Genomic DNA, 20,351 nt, shown 5'->3' with positions numbered 1-20,351 from the left:
TCACAAGGAACGTTGCATGCTGCGTCAACAGATACACCTGACCCTGCCGCCGTGGATCGACGAAGTGGTCGATACGCATAAGCGCTACATCACCGACGAGGAACGCGTGGCTCTTGCCATCGAACTCTCTCGTTTGAACATCGAGCGCAGCCATGGCGGCCCGTTCGGTGCCGCGGTGTTCGATGGCCAGGGACGCGTGGTCTCGGTGGGCGTCAATCGCGTGGTGCCGCAGACGTGTTCGGTAGCGCACGCCGAAATGATGGCGTACATGAGCGCACAGCAGCGACTTGCCGCGTTCCGGCTCAACGCCGACGGCGGTCGCTACGCGCTCGCCACAAGCGCGCAACCGTGCTGCCAGTGTTATGGCGCCACCGTGTGGGCCGGCGTGGATGAGCTGCTGATCGGGGCGCGTGCGCAAGACGTCGAAGAACTTACCGAGTTCGACGAAGGCCCGCTGCCGGCCGACTGGATCGGTGAGCTCGAAAAGCGTGGCATTGCCGTGCGCCGCGACATTCTTCGCGACGAGGCGCGCAGCGTGCTGGCGACCTACGGTCAGAGTGGACAGCACTATTGAGCCGCCTGCGCGCCGCTCTTCCGCTGATCCTGCTGGTGTTAGCCGGCATCGCCTTGTTCAGCTCCGGCCTGATGGACCGGCTGCATCCGGAGCAGCTGGTCCAGCACCAGGACCAGCTGCGCCAGGAGATCGGGACGGCGCCGTGGCTTAGCCGCTTCACCTTTATCGGCCTGCTTACCCTGGCCATGTCCACCGGCATTCCGGGCACGGTCATCATCATCATCGCCGGCGGCTTCGCCTTTGGCGCGGTGGAAGGCAGCATCTACTCGTCCATCGGGCTCACCCTGGGCACCTTGATCCTGTTCCTGGCCAGCCGCTATGCCTTTGGTGCAGGGAGCAAGCATCCGCCCGCCCTGGTGGACAAGCTGCACCATGGTTTCGAGCGGCATCCCGTGGCCTACACCATGTTCTTGCGCTTTGTGCCGATCGCGCCGTTTGGCCTGATCACGGTGGCGCTGGCCTGGCTGCGCTGTCCGTTATGGCTGTTCATGGGCGCCAGCTGGCTGGGCGGTACGGTCTCGCTGATCTTCGAGACGTCCATTGGTGCCGGCCTTGGCGCGGCTCTGGCGCAGAGCAACGGCCATTTCGGCCCGGAGCTGCTGATGCAGCGCGGCGTGTGGATGCCGCTGAGCGCGATTGCGGTGCTGGCCCTGGTTCCGCTGCTGGTGGAACGCTTTACCAGCCGACGCCACAAGACCGCCCTGCCGAGCAGGGCGGGCCATCCTCCAGAGTAAGACCGACAAGCGCCATAGCCCGTTCGTAGGCCCCCAGTCGGCCTGCTGCCTGACGCGGAAAATCGCGCTAGGCTGGCTCAGCCTGACGCATGCAGCGTGCAAGGGGACGTGATGGGTGCAGGGGTCAACTCGCGAACAGTGCAATGGTGGCGTCGCACGTCGCTGATGCAGCGGCTTGCCCTGGTGACACTCATCCCGACTTTGGTCACCGCCACCTTGCTGGTGGCCATGCTGGCGCCGCAGCAAGTGATGACCTTGCGCGGCATGGCGCAGAACACCGCCGATGCGATCGCGACGCAGGCTGCCTCGGTCACCGCCGCACCCTTGCGCGATATGCAGCGGCGCGAACTGGTGCGCATCGCCGAATCCATCAGCGACCTGCCGCATGTCGCCCGCGTGCAGATACGCGCTGCCGACGGCGAGATCCTGGCCGACAGCCTCGGCCGCAGCGGCGCCGATAACAACGAAGGCTTGACTGTGGTGCGCGACGTGATCGACAGCGAGCGCCCGGGGCAACCCGTGCTCGGCTCGGTCGTTGTCGACGTGAGCCTGCGCGATGCGATTGCGATGCAGCAGGCCAGTCTTCGCCACGCGCTGGTGGCGCTGGTGATCAGTCTCTTCGTGGCCGCCATCATTGCGTGGCAGGCCGCGCGCTGGATCAGCGCGCCGCTGCGCCGCCTGGTCGATGCCGTGCATCAACTGGGTCGTGGCGACCGGCATGTGGAAGTGGAAGTCACCGACCAGACCGAAATCGGCGAACTGCAGCGCGGCTTCAACAGCGCCGCCATGGCGTTGTTCGACGTGCAGCGCGGCATGGAACGCGAGATCGAACACGCCACGGTGGAACTGGCGCGCAAGAACGCCGCACTCGAAGCGGCCAGCGTGGCGAAGGCGCGCTTCCTCGCGGCGGCATCGCACGATTTGCGCCAGCCGCTATACGCGCTGACCCTGTTTTCATCGTCGCTTGCCGAAGACGAACGCGACCCGGTGCGCCTGGACCGCATCGCGCATATCCAGGAATGCGTGGAAGCACTCGATCATCTGTTCAGCGAATTGCTCGACCTGTCTCGCCTGGAAACCGGCGCCATGCAGATCGAGATTGCCGAGTTCCCGCTCGACCAGGTGTTCCAGGAAGTCAGCCGCAATTTCCGCATGATCGCCGAGCAGCATGGCCTGCGGCTGATCATGCGCACCACCGATCTGTGGGTGCGCAGTGACCGCACCATGCTTTCGCGCATCCTCAACAACCTGGTGAGCAACGCACTTCGCTACACCAGCCGCGGCGGTGTGCTGGTGGTGGCGCGCCAGCGTGCCGACGGCACAGCGCGCGTGGACGTGTGGGATACCGGCAGCGGCATCGCACCTGAGCATCAGGTGCGCGTGTTCGACGAGTTCTACCGGGTCGAATGCCACAGCAACGAACACGATGTGGGTCGCCGGCGCGGCCTCGGCCTGGGACTTGCCACCGTGCAACGCCTGGCCGAATTACTCGACACGCAGGTGGAACTCAAATCCAAGCCCGGGCGTGGCAGCGTCTTCAGCTTCCACCTGCCCGAAGTGCCCGCGCAGCACATCGCCGCGAGCGTCGAAGAGGCCTCGCCCGATGTATCGGGCATGCGCGTGCTGGTGATCGACGACGAGCCCGCCATCCTCTCGGGCATCCGCTACCTGTTGTCCAGCTGGGGTTGCGAAGTGGCGGTGGCCGAGGATCGCGTGCAGGCGTTGCAGGCGGCGGAAGATTGGAACGTGCCGCCGGATATCGTGATTTCCGACCTGCGCCTGCGCGACGGCGAAAGCGGCCTGGACGTGTTGGCCGCGCTGGATGCGCATTACCAGATCGACGGCAATCCGCCGTTCGCGCGCCTGCTTATCACCGGCGAAACGCGCAGTGATCGTCTGCGCGAAATCATGGCCGCGCGCATTCCCGTGCTCTACAAGCCGGTGTCGCCGGAACAACTGCGCGAAGCACTGATGGTCGCGTGGAGCGCTTCGCGCGCCACCACCGCCTGAAGCGCTCAGCCTTTGGGAGCGACGCGGCGCGCCAGGACGCGGTCGGCAGGCAGGAAGCGATTGAACAAGTCGTCGACGAAATCGCCGTTGGGCGCATCGCTGCGCGAGCCGCCCGTCACGTACAGACCTTGCCAGTGCAGACGGCGCTCGCCATGGACTTCGTTCGCCTGAAGCCGTTCGAGGAAACTGCGCAATCCACGCTGCACGCCATATAGGGACTGCAGGAAGGCAAAGGCCTCGCGGCGTCGACGTGGATCGCGCTCGCTCGCCAGCACGGCCTGGGCGATGGCGAGCAGGCGATCGGATACGGCGTCGGCATGGGATTCCACGCGCGCATCGAGCACGCCGTCTTCGAGCACCGCCGTGTGGCGCCAGCCCAATACGCGTCGAAACACCGACAAGGGCAGCGCCGAGCGGAACGCCGCATGTCCCGGCAAGGCCTCCAGCCCCGTCACCACCACATACACCGGCAACTGCAATTGCAGGCGACGCGTGGCTTCATCGGCGAGGCGATGCAGGCGATCGGCATGTGCGGCGACAGCGCCGTCGGGCTCGCGCAGGCTCTGCGCGGCGATGCAGATCACCATGCCATCCAGCGGAAGCTTGCGACGCTCCTTGGCCAGCAGGGCCAGCGCCTTGGACCACGGCGCATCGCCATCGCCAACGGTGGCATGCGGATGCGAAAGCCGCGGACCGGGCTCGATCGCCACCAGCGCCCGAAACACCCACCAATGCCATGGCCGCGTGTCATTGGCTCGCGCCAGTTCGCGCGCATGCGGTGCAGCGGCGGCGGCCTGCAACAACGAACGGACATCCGCCGCACTATCGCCCACAAACAGCAACCACGGGTGCCGCGACAGCTGTCGCCAGCGACCGCGGCGGCGGAACGGATGCAGGATGGCGCCACGCAGGCGTCGGGCCGCGTCCTTCACTGCCGCCGAGATGCTGCCGACGCCATAGCCTGCTTCTGTACTGTCGGCCACGCGGGTATGGGCGCGCATCATCACCAGGGATTGCCAGGCCAGCACGCTGATCCAGCCCACCACCGCCAAGGCCGCCACGATGAGGCTGCTGGTGAACCATGCCTGCTCGGACAAGGCATGGCTGAAAAGCGGCGCCACGAAAGCGACGAATACCAGCACCACCACCAGCGCCGCCACCAGCTGCGCGAGCCGGCGCCCCATCCAGCTCACGGGCAGGCGCAGTACAGGGGAACCGGGTGTCATATAGGGTTGCGGCGTCACCGATTCGCGCTGCAAGGACTGCAGCAGATTCGCCGCACCGGTGCTGGCCGGGCAGTAGAGCGCCTTGATGCGTCCCAGTTCGCCGCTGTCGCCCTGCTCGTAGTAATACTGGCCGGCGAAGCCAAGCAACAGCGCCATGCTGAACACTTCGCGGACTTCATCGTCGCTGCTGCCAAGGCGACCGAGCTGGTCGAAGAATTCGGTGGCCGCCCCGCCGGTACGAAAGAGTGTCTGCTGCAGCGGGGTCACCTGGCGCCAGCCGCCGTGACGCGTGACTACTTCGTCAAACCATGCCGAGACGGCAAACGCCGCCAGCTCGACCTGGGCCAGCAGCTTGCCGCGCGCAAACGCCGCGCCGCGGCTTTGTTCCACCAGGGCGACTGCGCGAGCGTGCACGGACGGCAATTCGTCGTCGGAGAGATTCTGGCTGGTGGCCTGCTCGTCGATCAGCAGGCCATATGCGAACAGAGGCGCAAAACTTTCCAGCAGCCGCATGGCACCTATAGCCGTCAAAGCCTGTTGCATGTCGCTCCATTGCCCCCGCCGGACCACGTTGCCGCGTCGGACGGGGATGAGCGCCGAAGTCTACGACGATACGCCTCGTCGTGCCGACCAAGCAGTGCCCGCCATGAGACCCAGCCCGAAAAACCGGAGACGAGCGCGTCTCCGGGGAAGAGGGCCATCCATGGCGAACCGGCCGTCGCGGGCATTAGATCCCGCATGCCGGAGGTTCCAACGGGTTTCGGGGGAAGACTGGGCACAGCACGCAGTGGCTCGGGCAGGCCGGTGGCGCGTTGCGTGTCATTCATCTGGTGCCAAGTCTCTAGGTATGCGGTGGATCGTGCCAACGGCTTGCACGACCCGAACGCTCCGCTTCCACCCAGCGGCGGTATCGATGAGCGATTCCCCCGATCGCGGCGGCATTTTCACGATTGGCGCGGCGAGGGGCCATATCTCGTTGAGGCTATGCCGTTCGTACGCGCTTTGTGGTTGCCGCGCGAACTGGCTGGGGCTATGTTGCGTAGGCGGACGTGCGGTGATGGGATTACCGTACAGCGCCATGGGGAATGAGATGCGCATATTGATCGCAGACGACCATCGGCTGATCGTCGAGGGTGTCAAGCTCAAGCTGGCCGAGCTTGGGCCGGACACTGATTTTGTGATGGCCATGGATATGGCTGAACTACGCGAGGCCATCCATTCGCCGGAGGCGCCGTCGCTGTCGCTTGCGCTGATCGACCTGGCCATGCCGGGTGTCCAGGGCAGCGAGCACCTGGCCGAGGTCATCGAACATCTGCCTCACGTGCCGGTGATGGTGCTGTCCGGCTCGGAGGACGGCGCGCTGATGAAGAGCCTGCTGGCCATGGGCGTGCAGGGTTTCATTCCCAAGGCGTATTCGCCCGACGTGATGCTCTCGGCCGTGCGCCTGGTGCTGTCCGGCGGCGTCTACGTACCGCCGCTGCTGTTGCAGGAGCGCGTGGACGGCACGGTGCCGACACCGCCGCCCGCCACGGCGTCGCAGCTGCCGCCCGGCGCCGACTCGCTGGAAGAGCGGCTGCGCAAGTTGCTCACCGAACGCCAGATCGATGTGCTGCGCCTGCTCTCGCAGGGCAAGCCGAACAAACTGATTGCCCGCGACCTGGGCATCAGCGAGGGCACGGTGAAGATCCATCTGGCGGCGATCTTCCGCGCGCTGAATGTACGTAACCGCGTCGAGGCCGTGGTGGCCTCGCGCCGCATCAGCGGCCTCTGATCGCCACGCCGCTGATCCGACGGTAGCCCGCCCGCCTATGCGCCTCGCTCCGGATGCACTCGCCGAGAACAGCACAGACGGACAGTTTTCGCGGCCCATCGGCCAGCCTGCGCTGCCGAAGGCCGCCATCGCCGCCCCACGCATCAGGCCAAAGCGGCGCGGTTTCCTGAGGCTGCTGTGCGCGGCCCCCTTGCTGATCGCCGTCCTCGGTACATCGGCTGTCGCTGCCGAAGCGCCGCAGCACAGCGGCCACATCAATGCGCTGACCTTCGGCATTCTGCCGATCGGCGGCCCGTCCGAATCGTTGGCGGCCTGGCGTCCCATGCTGGACGACCTCAGTCGTACGCTGCATCTGCCCATCCGCAGTCTCTCGGTCAGCACCTATGAGGGACTGGGCCAGGCCATGGCCGAGGAGCGCGTGGACTTCGCCTTTGTCTCGGGCCGGCTGGCGCTCGATGCAGTCATCCACGACCGCATGCAGGTCATCGCCCAACTCACGCGCAGCAACGGTTCGCGTGGCTATTACTCGGTGCTGCTGGTGGCCAAGGATTCGCCCATCCGCAACCTCGACGACCTGTTCCGCCAGCCGGGCAAGCTGCGTTATGCGCGCGGCGAAGTGTTGTCGGTGTCCGGTTATCTCGTGCCCGAGACCCAGGTCTTTGCCAACCGACGGCTGGACTCGGACACCTTCTTTGCCGGCGTGACGGTGGACAACCACCAGAACAATGCGCTGGCGGTGGCCAACGACGAAGCCGACGTCGCTTCCAACAACACTGCCGACATGGAGCGCTTTGCCGAGCGCTTTCCCGATCAGTACGCACGCCTGCGCGTGTTATGGACGTCCAGCCTGATTCCCCATGCCGTGGTGGTGATCCGCACCGATCTGCCGGCGGAACTGCGCCAGCGGGTGGCCGCGGCGCTTACTTCCTATGCCAAGGGCAAGAACGCCCAGGCGGAACTGGCCAAGCTGCATCTGATCCACGACATCAGCGGCTTCTCACCGGCCGGCAACGAGACCCTGGTGCCGTTTGCCGACATCGAATTCAATCTCGATCGCCGCCGCGCCTATAGCGCGCAATGGGTGAGCGACGCAGCCATGCAGACGCGGCTCAAGAAGATCGATGCCGAACACGAGGCGCTGGTGCACCAGCTGATGGCGCCCAGCACCCCGTAGACATCGCCGGCTCAGTGCCCCGGCATATCCTTGATGTTGAAGGTCTGCCCATTGGGCATGATCATGTCGCCCGGCTTCTGCCCCGCCGCGCACTGGCCGATCCAATGGCCGCTGCTGGTCATGGTCATCTCGGCATGACCCATGATCGCCGGGTCGTACTTGATGTGGCCCTGCGTCGAATACGCCGAATCACCCTGATAGTTGGTCTCGCTGTGGCTGGTCATATTGACCTCGCCGCTGGGCGAATTGATCTTGCACACGGCATCGGTGATCACCTTGTTGCCCTGCACATCGATCTTGAACGTGCTGCACATCTGGCCGCTCATGTGCGTGCCCATCTTGTACATGGCGGTATCGGTATCGGCGTCCAGGCAAGCTTTGGTCGTCTGCGCCTGCCCGCCCATGCCGGAGGTCTGCATTTCCCACAGGCCAGGCTTGCGCTTGGGGATATTGGAGGGAATGTCCTGCGCCAGGACGGCACCGGTGAGACCCAGCAGGGAAACCGCAATCAACCAGCGACAACGTGAAGACATGGACTTCTCCGATCCGCCCGGGGTGGGCGTGCGGGTGGCAAGGTAACGCCAATTGCGGCCGCCGTCATGCTGAACCGTTCTGCAGTGCACCACGTCACACTTTCGACCCATAGTCCGTTAGCACTATGGCGCCTCGCGCTAGATCGAACTGTGTATCGAAGGGGCGTACTGGATTCTTTAGAGTGCCAATCAGGGCGCTTGCGTGAAGCGGTGCGCCCATCGAACCAACTTGTTCCCTGCCGGGATCCCGCGTGATGCTGTCAACCTGCCACTGTCTGTACTCAAAGCCCCGACGCCGGCACGACTGCCTGCCGCCGGTGCGCCGTTGCGACCGGGAGGTTTGACGCATGGAGCCGCGAGCGCATCTGCTGCCCCGCCTGTTCATTGATGTGGTCCTGCCCAGCACGATTGCCGCCCTGGCATTGATCCTGGCGCTGTGCCTGCAGCAGACGCACAGCCTGGCCGAGCGCGTGGATGCTGCCGCAAGCCTGCGCCTGGCGCGGCTTGCCGGTGAACTGGCGCTCGCCGAAGGCGTATCGCCGCAGGCGGCGCTCGATCGAACCCTGCACGACGGAAAGACCGACCAGGTGTTGCGGGTGGAATTGCACGGCTCCGACGGCCGCCTGTGGAGCAGTGGCAGCGCAGCGAGCGCCGACAGCGCTACCTATCGCAGCGAGGTGAAGCCGCAGGGCAACATCTCGACGTGGGTGAGCATGGATGTGGACACCCAACCCCTGCGCAAGGCGCAGGCTATGGTGTGGCTGCTCGGTGCGTTGTGCGCCACGGGCATCCTGGTGCTGGCATGGCTGGCGCGCGTGTCGATACGCCACCGCGTGCTCGAACCGCTGTCGCAGGTCCGCTACGCCGTCCATGAACTGGTCAATGCCAGGCATCCGCACATCGACGACACGCCGGTCAGCACGGAGTTTCTCGAACTGCGCAAGACCTTGCAGCGCCTGTCCGAGTTGCAGGAAGCGCAGCGCCGCGACTGGAGCACGATGCAGCACGACAACGCGGTCGAGGCACTCGATCGCTTGCGACAGAGCCAGGCCGCCACACGCAGCAAATCGCAGTTCATTGCGCTGGTCAGCCATCACTTCCGCCAGCCGCTGCAGGCGCTGGAACTGTTCGCCGCCGGCCTCGACCAGAACGGGGGCAACGAGCCGCAGTCGCCGTTCCAGCAGATGCGCCACAGCATCGCCTCGATGACGCGCCTGCTCGATGCCTTGCTTGAAATCTCGCGCCTCGATGCCGGCGTGATCGCAGTGAAACCGATCGGCTTCACCGCCGCCGAACTCTTCATGCGTGATCGCACCTCGCTCAATCACGAAGCGCTGCAGCATCACGTCACGCTTGCATGGCGCGGCAGTCACCATCAGCTGCACGGCGATGCGGACGTGGCCGCCAGCCTGCTCTATCAGCTGGCCAGCAATGCCATCGCCAACGCGCCGGAAGGCCGCGTGCTGATCGCGGCACGCCGTCGCGGCCAGGCCATCCGCATCGAGGTGCGCGACAACGGGCCGGGCATCGCCGTGATCCACCAGCAGCGCATCTTCGAGGAATTCGTGCAATTGCAGGCCGGCGAAAGCGAACGCCGCGGCGGCTACGGCCTGGGCCTTGCGATTGCCGAACGCCTGGCGCGACTGCTGGGCACGCGCATCGGCCTGCGTTCGGAGCCCGGCCGCGGCAGCACCTTCTGGTTCGACCTGCCGCGCATGCCCGTGATGGAACGCCACTCCAGCGCCACTGCGCAGAAGCCGGCCGCGCCGGCCTGGCGCCAGGCGAGCTGAACTCGCCCCTGTTTCAGACAAAGAAAGACCCGCGTCGCCGCGGGTCTCCGAGATCTTTTGGTGGGTCGTCCGAGATTCGAACTCGGGACCAATAGATTAAAAGTCTACTGCTCTACCGACTGAGCTAACGACCCATGCGTCAAAAGCCAGCCCGATATTTTATGGGCTGGGCGCCCTGGGCACAAGCAAGAGCGTTCAGACGTAACGGGTGGGGTCCGGCAATCCGGCAGTCTTGAAGCCCTGGGAACGCAGCACACAGGCATCGCAATGCCCGCAGGCGCGCCCTTGCGCGTCAGCCTGATAGCAGCTCACCGTCTCCGAGAAATCCACGCCCAGGCGCTGGCCCTCGCGGGCGATATCGGCCTTGCTCATGCGCATCAGCGGCGCGTGGATGCGGATGCCCGCGCCTTCCACGCCGGCCTTGGTGGCCACGTTGGCCAGCTGCTCGAAGGCCTCGATGAAGGCCGGACGGCAATCGGGGTAGCCCGAATAGTCCACCGCGTTCACGCCGCACCAGATATCGGTGGAACGGAGCACTTCGGCCCAACCCAGGGCGATCGACAACATGATCGTATTGCGCGCCGGCACATAGGTGACCGGAATGCCCTGCTCGCCGGTCTGGTCGAGCGGCACGTCGATGTCGGCGGTGAGCGCCGAGCCACCGATGGTGCGCAGGTCCACCTGCACCGTCTTGTGCTCCACCGCGCCGAGCAGGCCGGATACGCGCTCGGAGGCGGCCAGTTCCGCGCTGTGGCGCTGGCCGTAGGCCACGCTCAGGGCGTGCACCTGATAGCCCTGTTCACGGGCGATGGCGATGGTGACCGCCGAATCCATGCCGCCGGAGACGAGTACGACGGCCTTGCGGGGAGTTGCTTGGGACATGGGAGAAATCCACTCAAGAGTCAGGCCGGTGATCCGGCCGATTTAGCACCGTCGGCAACACAGGCCGAAGCGCGGAGAGCCGAGTGAGCGACGTGCGATGAGCCATGCATCGGGCACGTTCAAGCGCCCGCTCTCATGCTCGACTCACACCACTCGCCCGAGCTTTTAGTGTCCTGGCTCGTCGTTCCACAGCAGCTTGTGCAGCTGCAACTGGAAACGCACATCCAGTTTGTCCTCGATGATCCACTCGGCCAGGTCGCGCGGCTTGATTGCGCCGTGCACGGGCGAGAACAGCACCATGCAGCGCTTGACCAGATCATGTTCGGCGACCACGTCGCGCGCCCACTCGTAGTCGGCGCGACTGGCAATGACGATCTTCACCTGATCATGCGGCAGCAAGTGCTCGATGTTGGACCACAGGTTGCGCTTGGCTTCGCCCGAATCGGGCGCCTTGAGGTCCATCACCTTGCGCACGCGCGGATCGACTTGCGCGACATCCAGCGCGCCGGAAGTTTCCAGCGACACGTCGTGGCCGGCATCGCACAGGCGCTTGAGCAGGATCAGGCAGCGCTTCTGCGCGAGCGGTTCGCCACCGGTTACGCACACGTGCTTGGCGCCGTGCGAAGCGACCTCGGCCATGATGTCGTCGATATCGCGCCAGTCGCCGCCGTAGAACGAATACTCGGTATCGCACCACACGCAACGCAGCGGGCAGCCGGTCAGGCGCACGAACACGGTGCGCCAGCCGATGGCATCGGCTTCGCCCTGGATCGAATGGAAGATTTCGGTGATGCGCAGGCGCTCAGCCGGCGCCTGCGTCGACGTGGTGGGTTCCACGCTCGTGCTACTGCCAGTCACAACCACTACCTCAGTTGGCCGGCTGGGCCTGCAGGCGGCGCAGGCGCTCCTGTGCCAGGCCAGCGGCCTTGGAGCCGGGGTACTTCGCAGTGACGTTCTTCAGCGTGGCCTTGCCGGCATCGACCTGCTTGAGCTCGATCTGGCTGTAGCCGACCTTGAGCAAGGCGTCGGGCACCTTCTCGCTCTGCGGGAACTGGCTGACCAGGCGCTGGAAGGCTTCCATCGCCACCTGGTAATTGCTGGTGGCGTAATAGGACTCGCCCAGCCAATAGAACGCATTGGGCAGCAAGGAGCTGTCCGGGTACTGCTGGATGAAATTGCGGAAATCGCGCGAGGACTTCACATAGTCGCCGGCACGCAGCGACTTGAAGGCATCGTCGTAAGCGGCCTGCGCGGTGGCATCGCCCTTCACTGCTGCCGCGCCAGCAGCACCCTTGCCGGCCGCTGCCGGTGGCGTCACAGCGGGCGGAGGCGGCGTGGCGTTGGCAGCCGGCGCGGTATTGGGATTGGCATTCCCCGCATTTGCGTTCGCTGCACCGGCGCCGCTTTCAAGGCGACCCAGGCGCGAATCGAAATCCGTGGCCTGCGATTTGTTCTTGTCGTTGGCTTCCTGCAACTGGTGCTGCAGTTCCTCGATCTGGCCCTGCATCTGCTGCAATTGGGACTGCAGTGCCTGGACCTGGTTGACCAGCGTGGTGCCACCCTGATTCTGCTGGCTCTGCGCCTGCTGCTCGAGTCGCGATACGCGGTCGGCGAGGCTGAGCCGGGAATCCTGTGCGTGCACGGAGGCGCCAAAAAGCATGGCGGACGCGATTGCGCCCGCCATGCTCATCCTGGCTGTAAAGCTGTTAGCCAGTCGCTTCTTCATTACTTCGCCGTGTAGACGATCTCGACGCGACGGTTCTTGCTCCAGCAATCTTCGTTGTGCTCACGGCACACCGGCTTTTCCTTGCCGTAGGAGATCACGTTGAGCTGGCTGGCCGAGCCGCCGTTGGACTGCAGCGCGCTGGACACGGCATTGCCGCGACGCTCGCCGAGGGCCAGGTTGTACTCACGCGTGCCGCGCTCGTCGGTGTTGCCCTCGAGGCGGATCTGCGCCATCGGGCGATCCTGCAGGTACTTGGCATGGCAAGCCATGATCTGCTGGAACTCAGGCTTGATTTCGTCCTTGTCGAAATCGAAGTACACAACGCGCTGACGGAGGCAGGCGTCGGTATCGAGATCGGCCGGGGTGTACTTGCCAGCGGTCGACGGAGCCGGGGTGGTCATCGGCGCTTCCGGCTGCGGCTGCGGCTTGACTTCCTGCTTCTTCGAGCATGCGGCCGCGCCAACGCAGAGCAGGGCGACCAGGGCGACGCGAACGGTCTTATTCATGGTGGACGTTCCTTCAAACAGGTTTGAGTTCCGACAGTCAATAATGATTGCGGTTACGGGACAGTTTTCGCCGGTGGACCGGCTGTTATTTTGCCATTTTGATGCCGGCGGTGCGCTGTCTCGCGCCGCCTGGCCCGCCTTCCGCGACGGATTGCCACGGCCGGCAAGCTGTTTGATCCATCCGTGTCGTCCAAGACTTCACGCCCGGATCACATGGCCGTGACGCTTACGCGTCACGGCATGAACTGCTTATCGCTGACGATAGGGACCCCAAGCCGGCTCGCGCACATCGCCATCTGCAAGTACCAGTCGCTGACGGACAAGGCCGTCGGCGGACACGGCATACAGCACACCACGGCGGCCTTCAGAGGCGGCATACAGCAGCATGCTTGCGTTTGGCGCGAAACTCGGTGTTTCGTCGATCGGACCCGGCGAGATGAAGCGCACCTGCCCACCCAGACTGCGGTCCATGATGGCAATACGATACACGTTCCCGTTGCCCTGCACCATCGCGATCTGCTTGCCGTCGTAGCTGATCGAGGCGTTGGCGTTGAACTGGCCCTGGAAGGTGATGCGCTCAGCCCCGCCGCCACCGGCCGACATCTGGTAAAGCTGCGGGCGGCCCGAGCGGTCGGAGGTGAAGATGATGCTCTGGCCATCCGGCGTCCAGCGCGGCTCGGTATCGATGGCCAGGTTGTTGGTGAGGCGGGTCTCCGCGCGGGAGCCCACGTCCATCACGTAGATCTCGGGGTTGCCCTGATAGGACAGCGCCAGGGCCAGCTTGCTGCCATCCGGCGACCAGGCCGGCGCACCATTGATGCCCTTGGCGCGGGCCGAGATCAGCTGACGCGAACCGGTGGTGACGTCCTGCACATAGATCGCCGAGTTGCCGCTCTCGAACGACACGTAGGCGATCTTGCGACCATCCGGCGACCAGGACGGCGACAGCAGCGACTCGCGCGAGCGGGCCACGACCTGCGGGTTATAGCCGTCCGAATCGGCCACGATCAGCGAGTAGGTGGTGTTGTTACCCAGACCCACCGCGGTGATGTAGGCGATGCGGGTCCAGAACGCGCCACGCACGCCGGTGATCTTCTCGTAGATGGCATCGGCGATCTGATGGGCGACGCCACGCAGGTCACCGGCCGGCGCGGTGAACGCCTGGGCCAGCAGGCTCTGCTGCTTGTTGACGTCCCACAGCTCGTACTCGACGCGCATCATGCCGCCGCCGGCATCGCTGATGCGGCCGATGGTCAGGTAGTCCTGCTTGAGCAGGCGCCAGGTGGCGAAGTTGACGTCCGCACCCTTCGACGGCGTCTCCACGATTTCGCTCTTGGCCAGCGAGCGGAATTTGCCGGAGCGGTTGAAGTCGTTGCGGATGACATCAGCGATGTCGGTCGGCAGCGGCGCCCCGCCCGCCTGGGCGAACGGCACCACGGCGATCGGCGTGGCCGTCGCCGTGCCGCCGACGATGTCGACGTTGAGCGACTGGGTCTGCTGGGCTGCTGCGGGACCCGCGAACAAGGCGGCTACCAGGAGCAGAACGAAGGAGTAGCTGAAGGTCAGTTTGCGCATGGGGTCCATCACTGCGGTCTGAAAGTGAAATCGATTTGACGCTGGAACACGCTTTCGAAGCCTTTGTAGGGCAACGGCTGCGCGCGCAGCACCGCGTTTTCGATGGAGCGCTTGCCGGCTTCGTCGTAAGGACAACTGGAGTCGACCTTGGCGCTCATCACGTCGCCTCCTGGCAACTGCACAATATGCACCGTGCACGGTGTGTTGGGCATGTTATCCGGGCGAAGCCAATTCTGAGTGACCGCGTTCTGAATCGCGGCCAAATACTGCGCCAGCAGGCCGGCATCAGGGCCGTTCTGGCCAGTCTGGCGCTGGGCTGCCACCGGCACATTGTCCAGGCCGTTGTCCTGGGCGTTCTTCAGGTCCTGCATCTGCTGCTTGGCCTGGTTCGCCTTGCTCTGGGCCTGTTTGACCGACTTGTCGGCTGCGTCCATCTTGGCGAACAGCTCGTCGAGCTTCTTCTGCTCTTCCAGCTTGTGCTTGGCCGCCTGGGCGTCCAATTCGGCCGCGCGCTGGCGCTGCTTCTCTTCCTGTTCCTTCTTGGCGTCTTCGGCCTTCTCTGCCGCATCGGCCACCACCTTCTCCTGATCCTTGGTATCGGGATGCTCGGGCGGCGGCGGCAAGGTCTTGATCTTCGGGGTTTCTTCCGAAGGCGGCGGCGGGATCGAAGGCGGCGGCGGCACGGTCGGCGGCGTCGGCTTGGCCTGGGCGGCCTTCGGCGGCGGCGCGCCGGTGGGGCCCACCAGGGTGGCTTCGATGATTTCGCCCTGCAGCTGGATCGGCTTGGCGCAGGCGATCGGGTTCCAGCTCGCCGGCAGGTGCAGCGTCTCGAACAGGCTTTCGTAGAACGAGCACGGCACCACCGCGAGTATCAGGAAACCCACGATGCCCAGATGGAGGATGGCGGAAAGGACAACCGCCTTGGACGTGCCCTTGGGGGTGTCTTCCCTCATTTCTTCTTGCCCGACTCCGGTGCGCTCATCAGGCCGACCTTGGCGACGCCGGCCTGTTGCAGGTCGGCCAGCACCTGATAGACACCGTCGTACTTGCCGTCGCGATCACCCGCGACGAGCACGCTGACCTCGGGGTTCGCCTTGACGAACGCACCGACCTTGGCCTTCATGGTGTCCACATCGATCGGCTGGCGCTTCTCGGTACCCAGGGTGAGGTAGAGCTGCCCGTTCTGGTCGACCGCGACGATCACCGGATCCTTCTTGTCCTGCAGCGACTTGGCGTTGGCCTGCGGCAGGTTGATGTCGACGTTCTTGTTGATCATCGGTGCGGTGACCATGAAGATGATCAACAGCACCAGCATCACGTCGATATAGGGAACGACGTTGATCTCGGATTTCAGCTTGAGGCGCTTGTGGCGTGCAGAGCTACGCATGACTAGGAGCCTGACTATGGCCTTCGCATGGCCCGCGCCGGGAGGTGTTTGCGCGCAAGCCAAGGAAGAACGAAGGAGTGTATGTCGATACACGACTGAGTGATGACGCGGGATTGCGGGCAAACAGACCCGGCCCGCAGGGTTGAGCTTGGATAGCCCTGTGGGCGTAGCGCGCGGCTTGACCTGACAGCCAGTCAGGCGCAGCGCCACGCGCTACGCCCACAGGGCTATCCAAGCTCAACGCGGACCATGCGAAGGCCATAGTCAGGCTCCCTCTCCTGTTAGGCCGCTTCGTCAGTCTGGATCTGACGCTGCAGCACCGAAGAGAATTCTTCCTGGAACACCTCATAGCGCGAGGCGACACGCTCAACCTTGTTGGCGAAGCGGTTGTACGCCCACACCGCCGGGATCGCGGCGAACAAGCCCATCGCGGTGGCGATCAGCGCTTCGGAAATGTGCGGAGCCACCACGGCGATGGTGACGTCCTTCATTTCGCCCAGGCCCTGGAAGGCGCCCATGATGCCGATGACGGTTCCGAACAGGCCGACGTAGGGGCTGATCGAGCCGACGTTGGCGAGGAACTCGAGGTTGCGCTCCAGGCGGTTGATTTCACGGGTGCCGGCCACGCGCATGGCGCGCTCGGAACCTTCGATCACCACGCGCATGTCATGCACGCGGCGCTGGCGCTGGCGCACGAACTCGCGAAAGCCCGACTCGAACACGTTTTCCAGGCCGCCGTTGCTGGCGCCGCGATTGCTTACTTCGCGGAACAGCTGGGCAAGGTCGGCACCGGACCAGAAGCGCTCCTCGAAGCTCTCCGCCTCTTCCATCGCCGCCTTCAGCTGCGACACCTTGCGGATGATGATGACCCACGAGAGGAAGGAGAGCACCAGCAGCGCCAGCATGACGAACTGGACCAGGATGCTCGCTTCCGCGACCAGTTTGAAAATATTGACTCCACCGTTCATTGCTCGAAGGTCCTCCAGCACACGTACTTTTATTTAAGGGAAAAGGCCGGGGATAAGATCGGCCGGAATTTGCACCGGACGCATGCGGCGGACATCGACGCACGCCACGCGCACCTTCGCGCGGATCAGCTCCGCGCCGTCCGCCCGGCGGATCGTCTGGGCGAAAAGGATACTGGCTGCCCGCCGTTCTTTGACTTCGACGCTTACCGCCAGTTCATCATCCAGCAGGGCCGCGCCCAGGAAGTCGATCTGCATTTCGCGGACCAGGAAGGCCAGGCCGGTGCTTTCCTTCACCACGGACTGGTTGATGCCCAGGGCACGCAGCCATTCGCTGCGTGCACGCTCCATGAAACGCAGGTAGCTGGCGTGGTAGACCACCCCGCCCGCGTCGGTATCTTCCCAATAGACGCGCACCGGCCATTCGAAGGGCCCGGTCGCACTGGCTAGCTTGGTATCAGACATCGCTGTTGTCGGCCGTGAAGAGGTCGGCGGGCACCGAGGGTCGGGGCGGCGGGGTCAGGCCCAGATGGCGCCAGCCCTTGGCGCTGGCCATGCGGCCGCGCGCGGTGCGCACCAGGTAACCCTGCTGGATCAGATAGGGCTCGACCACGTCCTCGAGCGTGCCGCGATCTTCGCTGAGTGCGGCCGCCAGCGACTCCACGCCCACCGGGCCGCCATCGAAGTTCTCGATGATGATGGTCAGCAGGCGACGGTCGAGCTCGTCGAAACCCTCGGCGTCGATCTTGAGCATGTCGGTGGCGGCACGCGCGGCGTCGCGGGTGATCTGCCCTGCCGCGCGCACTTCAGCGTAGTCGCGCACGCGGCGCAGCAGGCGGTTGGCGATACGCGGCGTGCCGCGCGAGCGACGTGCAATTTCCTGCGCGCCTTCCAGCTCGCAGGGAATGCCCATGATGCGCGCCGAGCGCCGCACGATGGCGGTGAGCTCGTCGGGCGTATAGAACTCCAAACGCTGCACGATGCCGAAACGGTCGCGCAGCGGCGCCGTGAGCAGGCCGGCGCGGGTGGTGGCGCCAATCAGGGTGAACGGCGGCAGGTCGAGCTTGATCGAACGGGCGGCAGGGCCTTCGCCGATCATGATGTCGATCTGGAAATCTTCCATCGCCGGATAGAGCACTTCCTCCACGATCGGCGAGAGACGATGGATCTCATCCACGAACAGCACGTCGTGCGGCTCGAGGTTGGTCAGCAGCGCGGCCAGATCCCCTGCCCGCTCCAGCACCGGACCGGAGGTGGAGCGCAGGTTGACGCCCAGCTCGTTGGCGATCACATGGCTGAGCGTGGTCTTGCCCAGGCCCGGCGGACCGAAGATCAGCACGTGATCGAGCGCACCGCCGCGCTTCTTGGCCGCCTCGATATAGATCGACAGCTGCTCGCGCACCGTCTGCTGGCCCAGGTATTCGGTCAGTCGCCTGGGGCGAATGGAGGCTTCGAGGGCCTCGTCGTCCATCTGGGCGGCAGCGGTAACGATGCGGTGTTCGGTCATGGGGCGAAATTATGGCAGAGCACGATGACGCAGGCTTGAAAAAAAGCCCGCCAAGCCAATCCCCGCCACGAAAAAGGGCGCCGAAGCGCCCTTTTCCTCAAATTTCGACCTGGGCGCCCAGTTCGATCAGACGATTGCCCGGAATCTGGAAGAACGCCGTGGCCGGCAGCGCATTGCGCGCCATGAAGGCGAACAGCTTGTCGCGCCACAACGCCATGCCCGGACGCTTGGCGTCCGCGATGATGGTTTCGCGCGAGAGGAAGAAAGTCGTGTCCATCATGTCGAAGGGCAGACCCTTCTTGGAGCACTTGGACAGCGCATAGGGGATGTTCGGATCTTCCGCAAAGCCGAAGCGCAAGGCCAGTCCGTAGAAATCGCCGCCGAGCTCGGTGATTTCGATGCGCTCGCCCAGGTCCGCTGTTGGCGTTTCCAGCATTTCCACCGTCAGCAGCACGTTGCGCTCGTGCAGCACCTTGTTGTGCTTGAGGTTGTGCAGCAGCGCGTGCGGCACGGCGTTCTGGTTGGCGGTAAGGAACACGGCCGTGCCCGGCACGCGCAGCGGCGGATGCTCGGCGATGTTCGCAATGAACGGATCCAGCGCCAGGCCCGATTGCTTGATCTCGCGCACCACCAACTCGCGGCCACGACGCCAGGTGGTCATCACGATGAAGATCGCCACGCCCAGCACCAGCGGGAACCAGCCGCCGTACTCGACCTTGATCAGGTTGGCGCCCAGGAACGACAAGTCGATGGTGAGCAACAGCACGCCGGTTGCGATGACCGTGATGCGGCTCCAGTGCCACTGCCTGCGCGCCACGATCAACGCCAGGATGCTGGTGATGGTCATGGTGCCGGTCACCGCGATGCCGTAGGCCGCGCTCAGGTTGTCCGAGCTGCGGAAGCCAAGCACCGCGATCAGCACCATGATCAGCAGGAAGTTGTTCACCCACGGCACGAAGATCTGGCCGGACATCTCGCGCGAGGTATGCACCACCGGCATGCGCATCGAATAGCCCAGCGACATCGCTTCGCGCGTCATCGAGAACGCGCCGGAGATCACCGCCTGCGAGGCGATCACGGTGGCGATGGTGGCCAGGCCGATCATCGGATACAGCAGCGGCTCCGGCGTCAGCTTGAAGAACGGGCTGTCGATGGCTTCCGGATGACTCAGCAGCAAAGCGCCCTGGCCAAAATAGTTGAGCACCAGGGCCGGCAGCACGAAGCTGAACCAGGCGAGGCGGATTGGACGCTTGCCGAAATGGCCCATGTCCGCGTACAGCGCTTCGGCGCCGGTCAACGCCAGCACCACGCCGCCAAGCGCGATGAAAGCCTGCATACCGTGGCTGAAGAAGAACTTCACGCCGTAGACCGGATTGATCGCCAGCAGCACCTGCGGATTCTGCACCACCATGCGCAGGCCCAGCAGCGCAATGACGATGAACCACACCACCATCACCGGGCCGAACAGTCGGCCGACGCGTTCGGTGCCATGACGTTGCAGCGCAAACAGGAAGAACAGGATGACCGCGGTGATCGGCACCACCCAGTGGCCCAGATGAGGTGCGGCCACCTTCACGCCTTCCACCGCCGACAACACCGAAATGGCGGGCGTGATGACGCCATCGCCATAGAACAGTGCCGCGCCAAAGATACCAATGATGGCAAGCAGCCAACGCTGGCGCGCATCGCCACGCACGCTGCGCAGCGCCAGTGCGAGCAGCGCCATGATGCCGCCCTCGCCCTTGTTGTCCGCGCGCATGATGAACACGACGTACTTGAGCGAGACCACGATGATCTGCGCCCAGAAGATCAGCGACAGCACGCCGTAGATGCTCTCGGGCGTCGGCTTCATGCCGTCGTGGCTGAGCGTGGTCTGCAAGGTGTACAGGGGGCTCGTGCCGATGTCGCCATAGACCACGCCGATCGCGCCGAGCGCGAGCGTAGCCAGCCGACGTTTGGTGTCCGCGTCGGACATGCCGTGAGAGGAATCA

At 64.7% G+C, this 20,351-nt stretch carries 19 protein-coding genes and 1 tRNA gene; 6 read left to right on the top strand and 14 right to left on the bottom strand.

The genetic code is table 11. From position 1 onward, the window contains the following. Nucleotides 1–16 precede the first annotated feature (16 nt). From AC1DKY_RS14910 to AC1DKY_RS14900, 3 genes are all read left to right on the top strand, one after another. The gene (locus AC1DKY_RS14910) at nucleotides 17–574 is read left to right on the top strand and encodes a nucleoside deaminase (protein WP_441603121.1); all 558 of its coding nucleotides are present in this window, start codon (nucleotides 17–19) and stop codon (nucleotides 572–574) included. Beyond that, entirely contained in the window at nucleotides 571–1,308 is a 738-nt protein-coding gene (locus tag AC1DKY_RS14905) for a TVP38/TMEM64 family protein (RefSeq protein ID WP_441603122.1), read from the top strand. The genes AC1DKY_RS14910 and AC1DKY_RS14905 overlap by 4 nt, the downstream gene beginning before the upstream one ends. Nucleotides 1,309–1,473: 165 nt before the next feature. Continuing rightward, the gene (locus AC1DKY_RS14900) at nucleotides 1,474–3,318 is read left to right on the top strand and encodes an ATP-binding response regulator (RefSeq protein WP_477179610.1); all 1,845 of its coding nucleotides are present in this window, start codon (nucleotides 1,474–1,476) and stop codon (nucleotides 3,316–3,318) included. Nucleotides 3,319–3,323: 5 nt separating this feature from the next. On the opposite strand, the gene AC1DKY_RS14895 is transcribed toward AC1DKY_RS14900, so the two are convergent. After that, complete coding sequence (locus tag AC1DKY_RS14895; RefSeq protein ID WP_441603124.1) at nucleotides 3,324–5,057, bottom strand: type VI secretion protein IcmF/TssM N-terminal domain-containing protein; 1,734 nt, start codon at nucleotides 5,055–5,057, stop codon at nucleotides 3,324–3,326. A gap of 577 nt (nucleotides 5,058–5,634) precedes the next feature. Here AC1DKY_RS14895 and AC1DKY_RS14890 point away from each other — a divergent pair. Together AC1DKY_RS14890 and phnD are read left to right on the top strand one after the other, a co-directional pair. Then, a complete protein-coding gene (locus AC1DKY_RS14890) occupies nucleotides 5,635–6,315 on the top strand; it encodes a LuxR C-terminal-related transcriptional regulator (protein WP_441603125.1) in 681 nt (226 codons plus the stop codon). A 37-nt stretch (nucleotides 6,316–6,352) separates the two neighbouring features. Further along, nucleotides 6,353–7,489: a phosphate/phosphite/phosphonate ABC transporter substrate-binding protein gene (gene phnD, locus AC1DKY_RS14885; RefSeq protein WP_441603126.1), complete on the top strand. Its 1,137-nt coding sequence runs from the start codon at nucleotides 6,353–6,355 to the stop codon at nucleotides 7,487–7,489. Between the two features lie 11 nt (nucleotides 7,490–7,500). Here the strand turns inward: phnD and AC1DKY_RS14880 are convergent, their stop codons facing one another. After that, nucleotides 7,501–8,022 carry a DUF3617 domain-containing protein gene (locus AC1DKY_RS14880; protein ID WP_441603127.1) on the bottom strand — a complete coding sequence of 174 codons (522 nt, stop codon included), beginning with the start codon at nucleotides 8,020–8,022 and terminating at the stop codon, nucleotides 7,501–7,503. Nucleotides 8,023–8,369: 347 nt separating this feature from the next. Here AC1DKY_RS14880 and AC1DKY_RS14875 point away from each other — a divergent pair, with 347 nt between their 5' ends. Then, complete coding sequence (locus tag AC1DKY_RS14875; protein ID WP_441603128.1) at nucleotides 8,370–9,812, top strand: sensor histidine kinase; 1,443 nt, start codon at nucleotides 8,370–8,372, stop codon at nucleotides 9,810–9,812. Between the two features lie 58 nt (nucleotides 9,813–9,870). Here the strand turns inward: AC1DKY_RS14875 and AC1DKY_RS14870 are convergent. The 12 genes from AC1DKY_RS14870 to AC1DKY_RS14815 form a co-directional block, all read right to left on the bottom strand. Then, nucleotides 9,871–9,946 (bottom strand) — tRNA-Lys (locus AC1DKY_RS14870). Nucleotides 9,947–10,007: 61 nt separating this feature from the next. Beyond that, entirely contained in the window at nucleotides 10,008–10,694 is a 687-nt protein-coding gene (gene queC / locus AC1DKY_RS14865; protein WP_441603129.1) for a 7-cyano-7-deazaguanine synthase QueC, read from the bottom strand. A 165-nt stretch (nucleotides 10,695–10,859) separates the two neighbouring features. Further along, nucleotides 10,860–11,531 carry a 7-carboxy-7-deazaguanine synthase QueE gene (gene queE, locus AC1DKY_RS14860; RefSeq protein WP_441603130.1) on the bottom strand — a complete coding sequence of 224 codons (672 nt, stop codon included), beginning with the start codon at nucleotides 11,529–11,531 and terminating at the stop codon, nucleotides 10,860–10,862. Between the two features lie 31 nt (nucleotides 11,532–11,562). Further along, nucleotides 11,563–12,378, bottom strand: coding sequence for a tol-pal system protein YbgF (gene ybgF / locus AC1DKY_RS14855; protein ID WP_441603131.1), 816 nt, complete (start codon nucleotides 12,376–12,378; stop codon nucleotides 11,563–11,565). Between the two features lie 41 nt (nucleotides 12,379–12,419). Beyond that, complete coding sequence (gene pal / locus AC1DKY_RS14850; protein ID WP_441603132.1) at nucleotides 12,420–12,926, bottom strand: peptidoglycan-associated lipoprotein Pal; 507 nt, start codon at nucleotides 12,924–12,926, stop codon at nucleotides 12,420–12,422. A 249-nt stretch (nucleotides 12,927–13,175) separates the two neighbouring features. Continuing rightward, nucleotides 13,176–14,501, bottom strand: coding sequence for a Tol-Pal system beta propeller repeat protein TolB (tolB, locus tag AC1DKY_RS14845; RefSeq protein WP_441603133.1), 1,326 nt, complete (start codon nucleotides 14,499–14,501; stop codon nucleotides 13,176–13,178). Between the two features lie 8 nt (nucleotides 14,502–14,509). Then, nucleotides 14,510–15,454, bottom strand: a complete 945-nt coding sequence (gene tolA, locus AC1DKY_RS14840) for a cell envelope integrity protein TolA (protein WP_441603134.1) — start codon at nucleotides 15,452–15,454, stop codon at nucleotides 14,510–14,512. Further along, on the bottom strand, nucleotides 15,451–15,888 hold the full coding sequence (gene tolR / locus AC1DKY_RS14835; protein ID WP_046971050.1) for a protein TolR: 438 nt from the start codon (nucleotides 15,886–15,888) through the stop codon (nucleotides 15,451–15,453). Before tolR ends, tolA begins: the two co-directional genes overlap by 4 nt. A 281-nt stretch (nucleotides 15,889–16,169) precedes the next feature. Continuing rightward, on the bottom strand, nucleotides 16,170–16,856 hold the full coding sequence (tolQ, locus tag AC1DKY_RS14830) for a protein TolQ (protein WP_121882443.1): 687 nt from the start codon (nucleotides 16,854–16,856) through the stop codon (nucleotides 16,170–16,172). Between the two features lie 33 nt (nucleotides 16,857–16,889). After that, on the bottom strand, nucleotides 16,890–17,318 hold the full coding sequence (gene ybgC / locus AC1DKY_RS14825; protein WP_441603135.1) for a tol-pal system-associated acyl-CoA thioesterase: 429 nt from the start codon (nucleotides 17,316–17,318) through the stop codon (nucleotides 16,890–16,892). Continuing rightward, nucleotides 17,311–18,360: a Holliday junction branch migration DNA helicase RuvB gene (ruvB, locus tag AC1DKY_RS14820; RefSeq protein WP_441603136.1), complete on the bottom strand. Its 1,050-nt coding sequence runs from the start codon at nucleotides 18,358–18,360 to the stop codon at nucleotides 17,311–17,313. The genes ybgC and ruvB overlap by 8 nt, the downstream gene beginning before the upstream one ends. 97 nt (nucleotides 18,361–18,457) lie before the next feature. Further along, nucleotides 18,458–20,335, bottom strand: a complete 1,878-nt coding sequence (locus tag AC1DKY_RS14815) for a potassium transporter Kup (RefSeq protein WP_441603161.1) — start codon at nucleotides 20,333–20,335, stop codon at nucleotides 18,458–18,460. Nucleotides 20,336–20,351 lie beyond the last annotated feature (16 nt).

It is taken from the genome of Dyella sp. 01N448, assembly GCF_056399225.1.
Note: the sequence above shows the minus strand (reverse complement) of the source record. Positions and strands in the feature narration are given on the sequence as shown.

What these genes read in the sequence shown, in the direction of transcription:
- ybgC (WP_441603135.1), bottom strand. Translation starts at nt 17,318, where the DNA reads ATGTCTGATACCAAGCTAGCCAGTGCGACCGGGCCCTTCGAATGGCCG.
- AC1DKY_RS14815 (WP_441603161.1), bottom strand. Translation starts at nt 20,335, where the DNA reads ATGTCCGACGCGGACACCAAACGTCGGCTGGCTACGCTCGCGCTCGGC.
- tolA (WP_441603134.1), bottom strand. Translation starts at nt 15,454, where the DNA reads ATGAGGGAAGACACCCCCAAGGGCACGTCCAAGGCGGTTGTCCTTTCC.
- ybgF (WP_441603131.1), bottom strand. Translation starts at nt 12,378, where the DNA reads ATGGCGGGCGCAATCGCGTCCGCCATGCTTTTTGGCGCCTCCGTGCAC.
- pal (WP_441603132.1), bottom strand. Translation starts at nt 12,926, where the DNA reads ATGAATAAGACCGTTCGCGTCGCCCTGGTCGCCCTGCTCTGCGTTGGC.
- tolR (WP_046971050.1), bottom strand. Translation starts at nt 15,888, where the DNA reads ATGCGTAGCTCTGCACGCCACAAGCGCCTCAAGCTGAAATCCGAGATC.
- phnD (WP_441603126.1), top strand. Translation starts at nt 6,353, where the DNA reads ATGCGCCTCGCTCCGGATGCACTCGCCGAGAACAGCACAGACGGACAG.
- ruvB (WP_441603136.1), bottom strand. Translation starts at nt 18,360, where the DNA reads ATGACCGAACACCGCATCGTTACCGCTGCCGCCCAGATGGACGACGAG.
- AC1DKY_RS14890 (WP_441603125.1), top strand. Translation starts at nt 5,635, where the DNA reads ATGCGCATATTGATCGCAGACGACCATCGGCTGATCGTCGAGGGTGTC.
- AC1DKY_RS14910 (WP_441603121.1), top strand. Translation starts at nt 17, where the DNA reads ATGCTGCGTCAACAGATACACCTGACCCTGCCGCCGTGGATCGACGAA.
- AC1DKY_RS14900 (WP_477179610.1), top strand. Translation starts at nt 1,474, where the DNA reads ATGCAGCGGCTTGCCCTGGTGACACTCATCCCGACTTTGGTCACCGCC.
- AC1DKY_RS14875 (WP_441603128.1), top strand. Translation starts at nt 8,370, where the DNA reads ATGGAGCCGCGAGCGCATCTGCTGCCCCGCCTGTTCATTGATGTGGTC.
- tolQ (WP_121882443.1), bottom strand. Translation starts at nt 16,856, where the DNA reads ATGAACGGTGGAGTCAATATTTTCAAACTGGTCGCGGAAGCGAGCATC.
- AC1DKY_RS14895 (WP_441603124.1), bottom strand. Translation starts at nt 5,057, where the DNA reads ATGCGGCTGCTGGAAAGTTTTGCGCCTCTGTTCGCATATGGCCTGCTG.
- AC1DKY_RS14880 (WP_441603127.1), bottom strand. Translation starts at nt 8,022, where the DNA reads ATGTCTTCACGTTGTCGCTGGTTGATTGCGGTTTCCCTGCTGGGTCTC.
- queC (WP_441603129.1), bottom strand. Translation starts at nt 10,694, where the DNA reads ATGTCCCAAGCAACTCCCCGCAAGGCCGTCGTACTCGTCTCCGGCGGC.
- tolB (WP_441603133.1), bottom strand. Translation starts at nt 14,501, where the DNA reads ATGCGCAAACTGACCTTCAGCTACTCCTTCGTTCTGCTCCTGGTAGCC.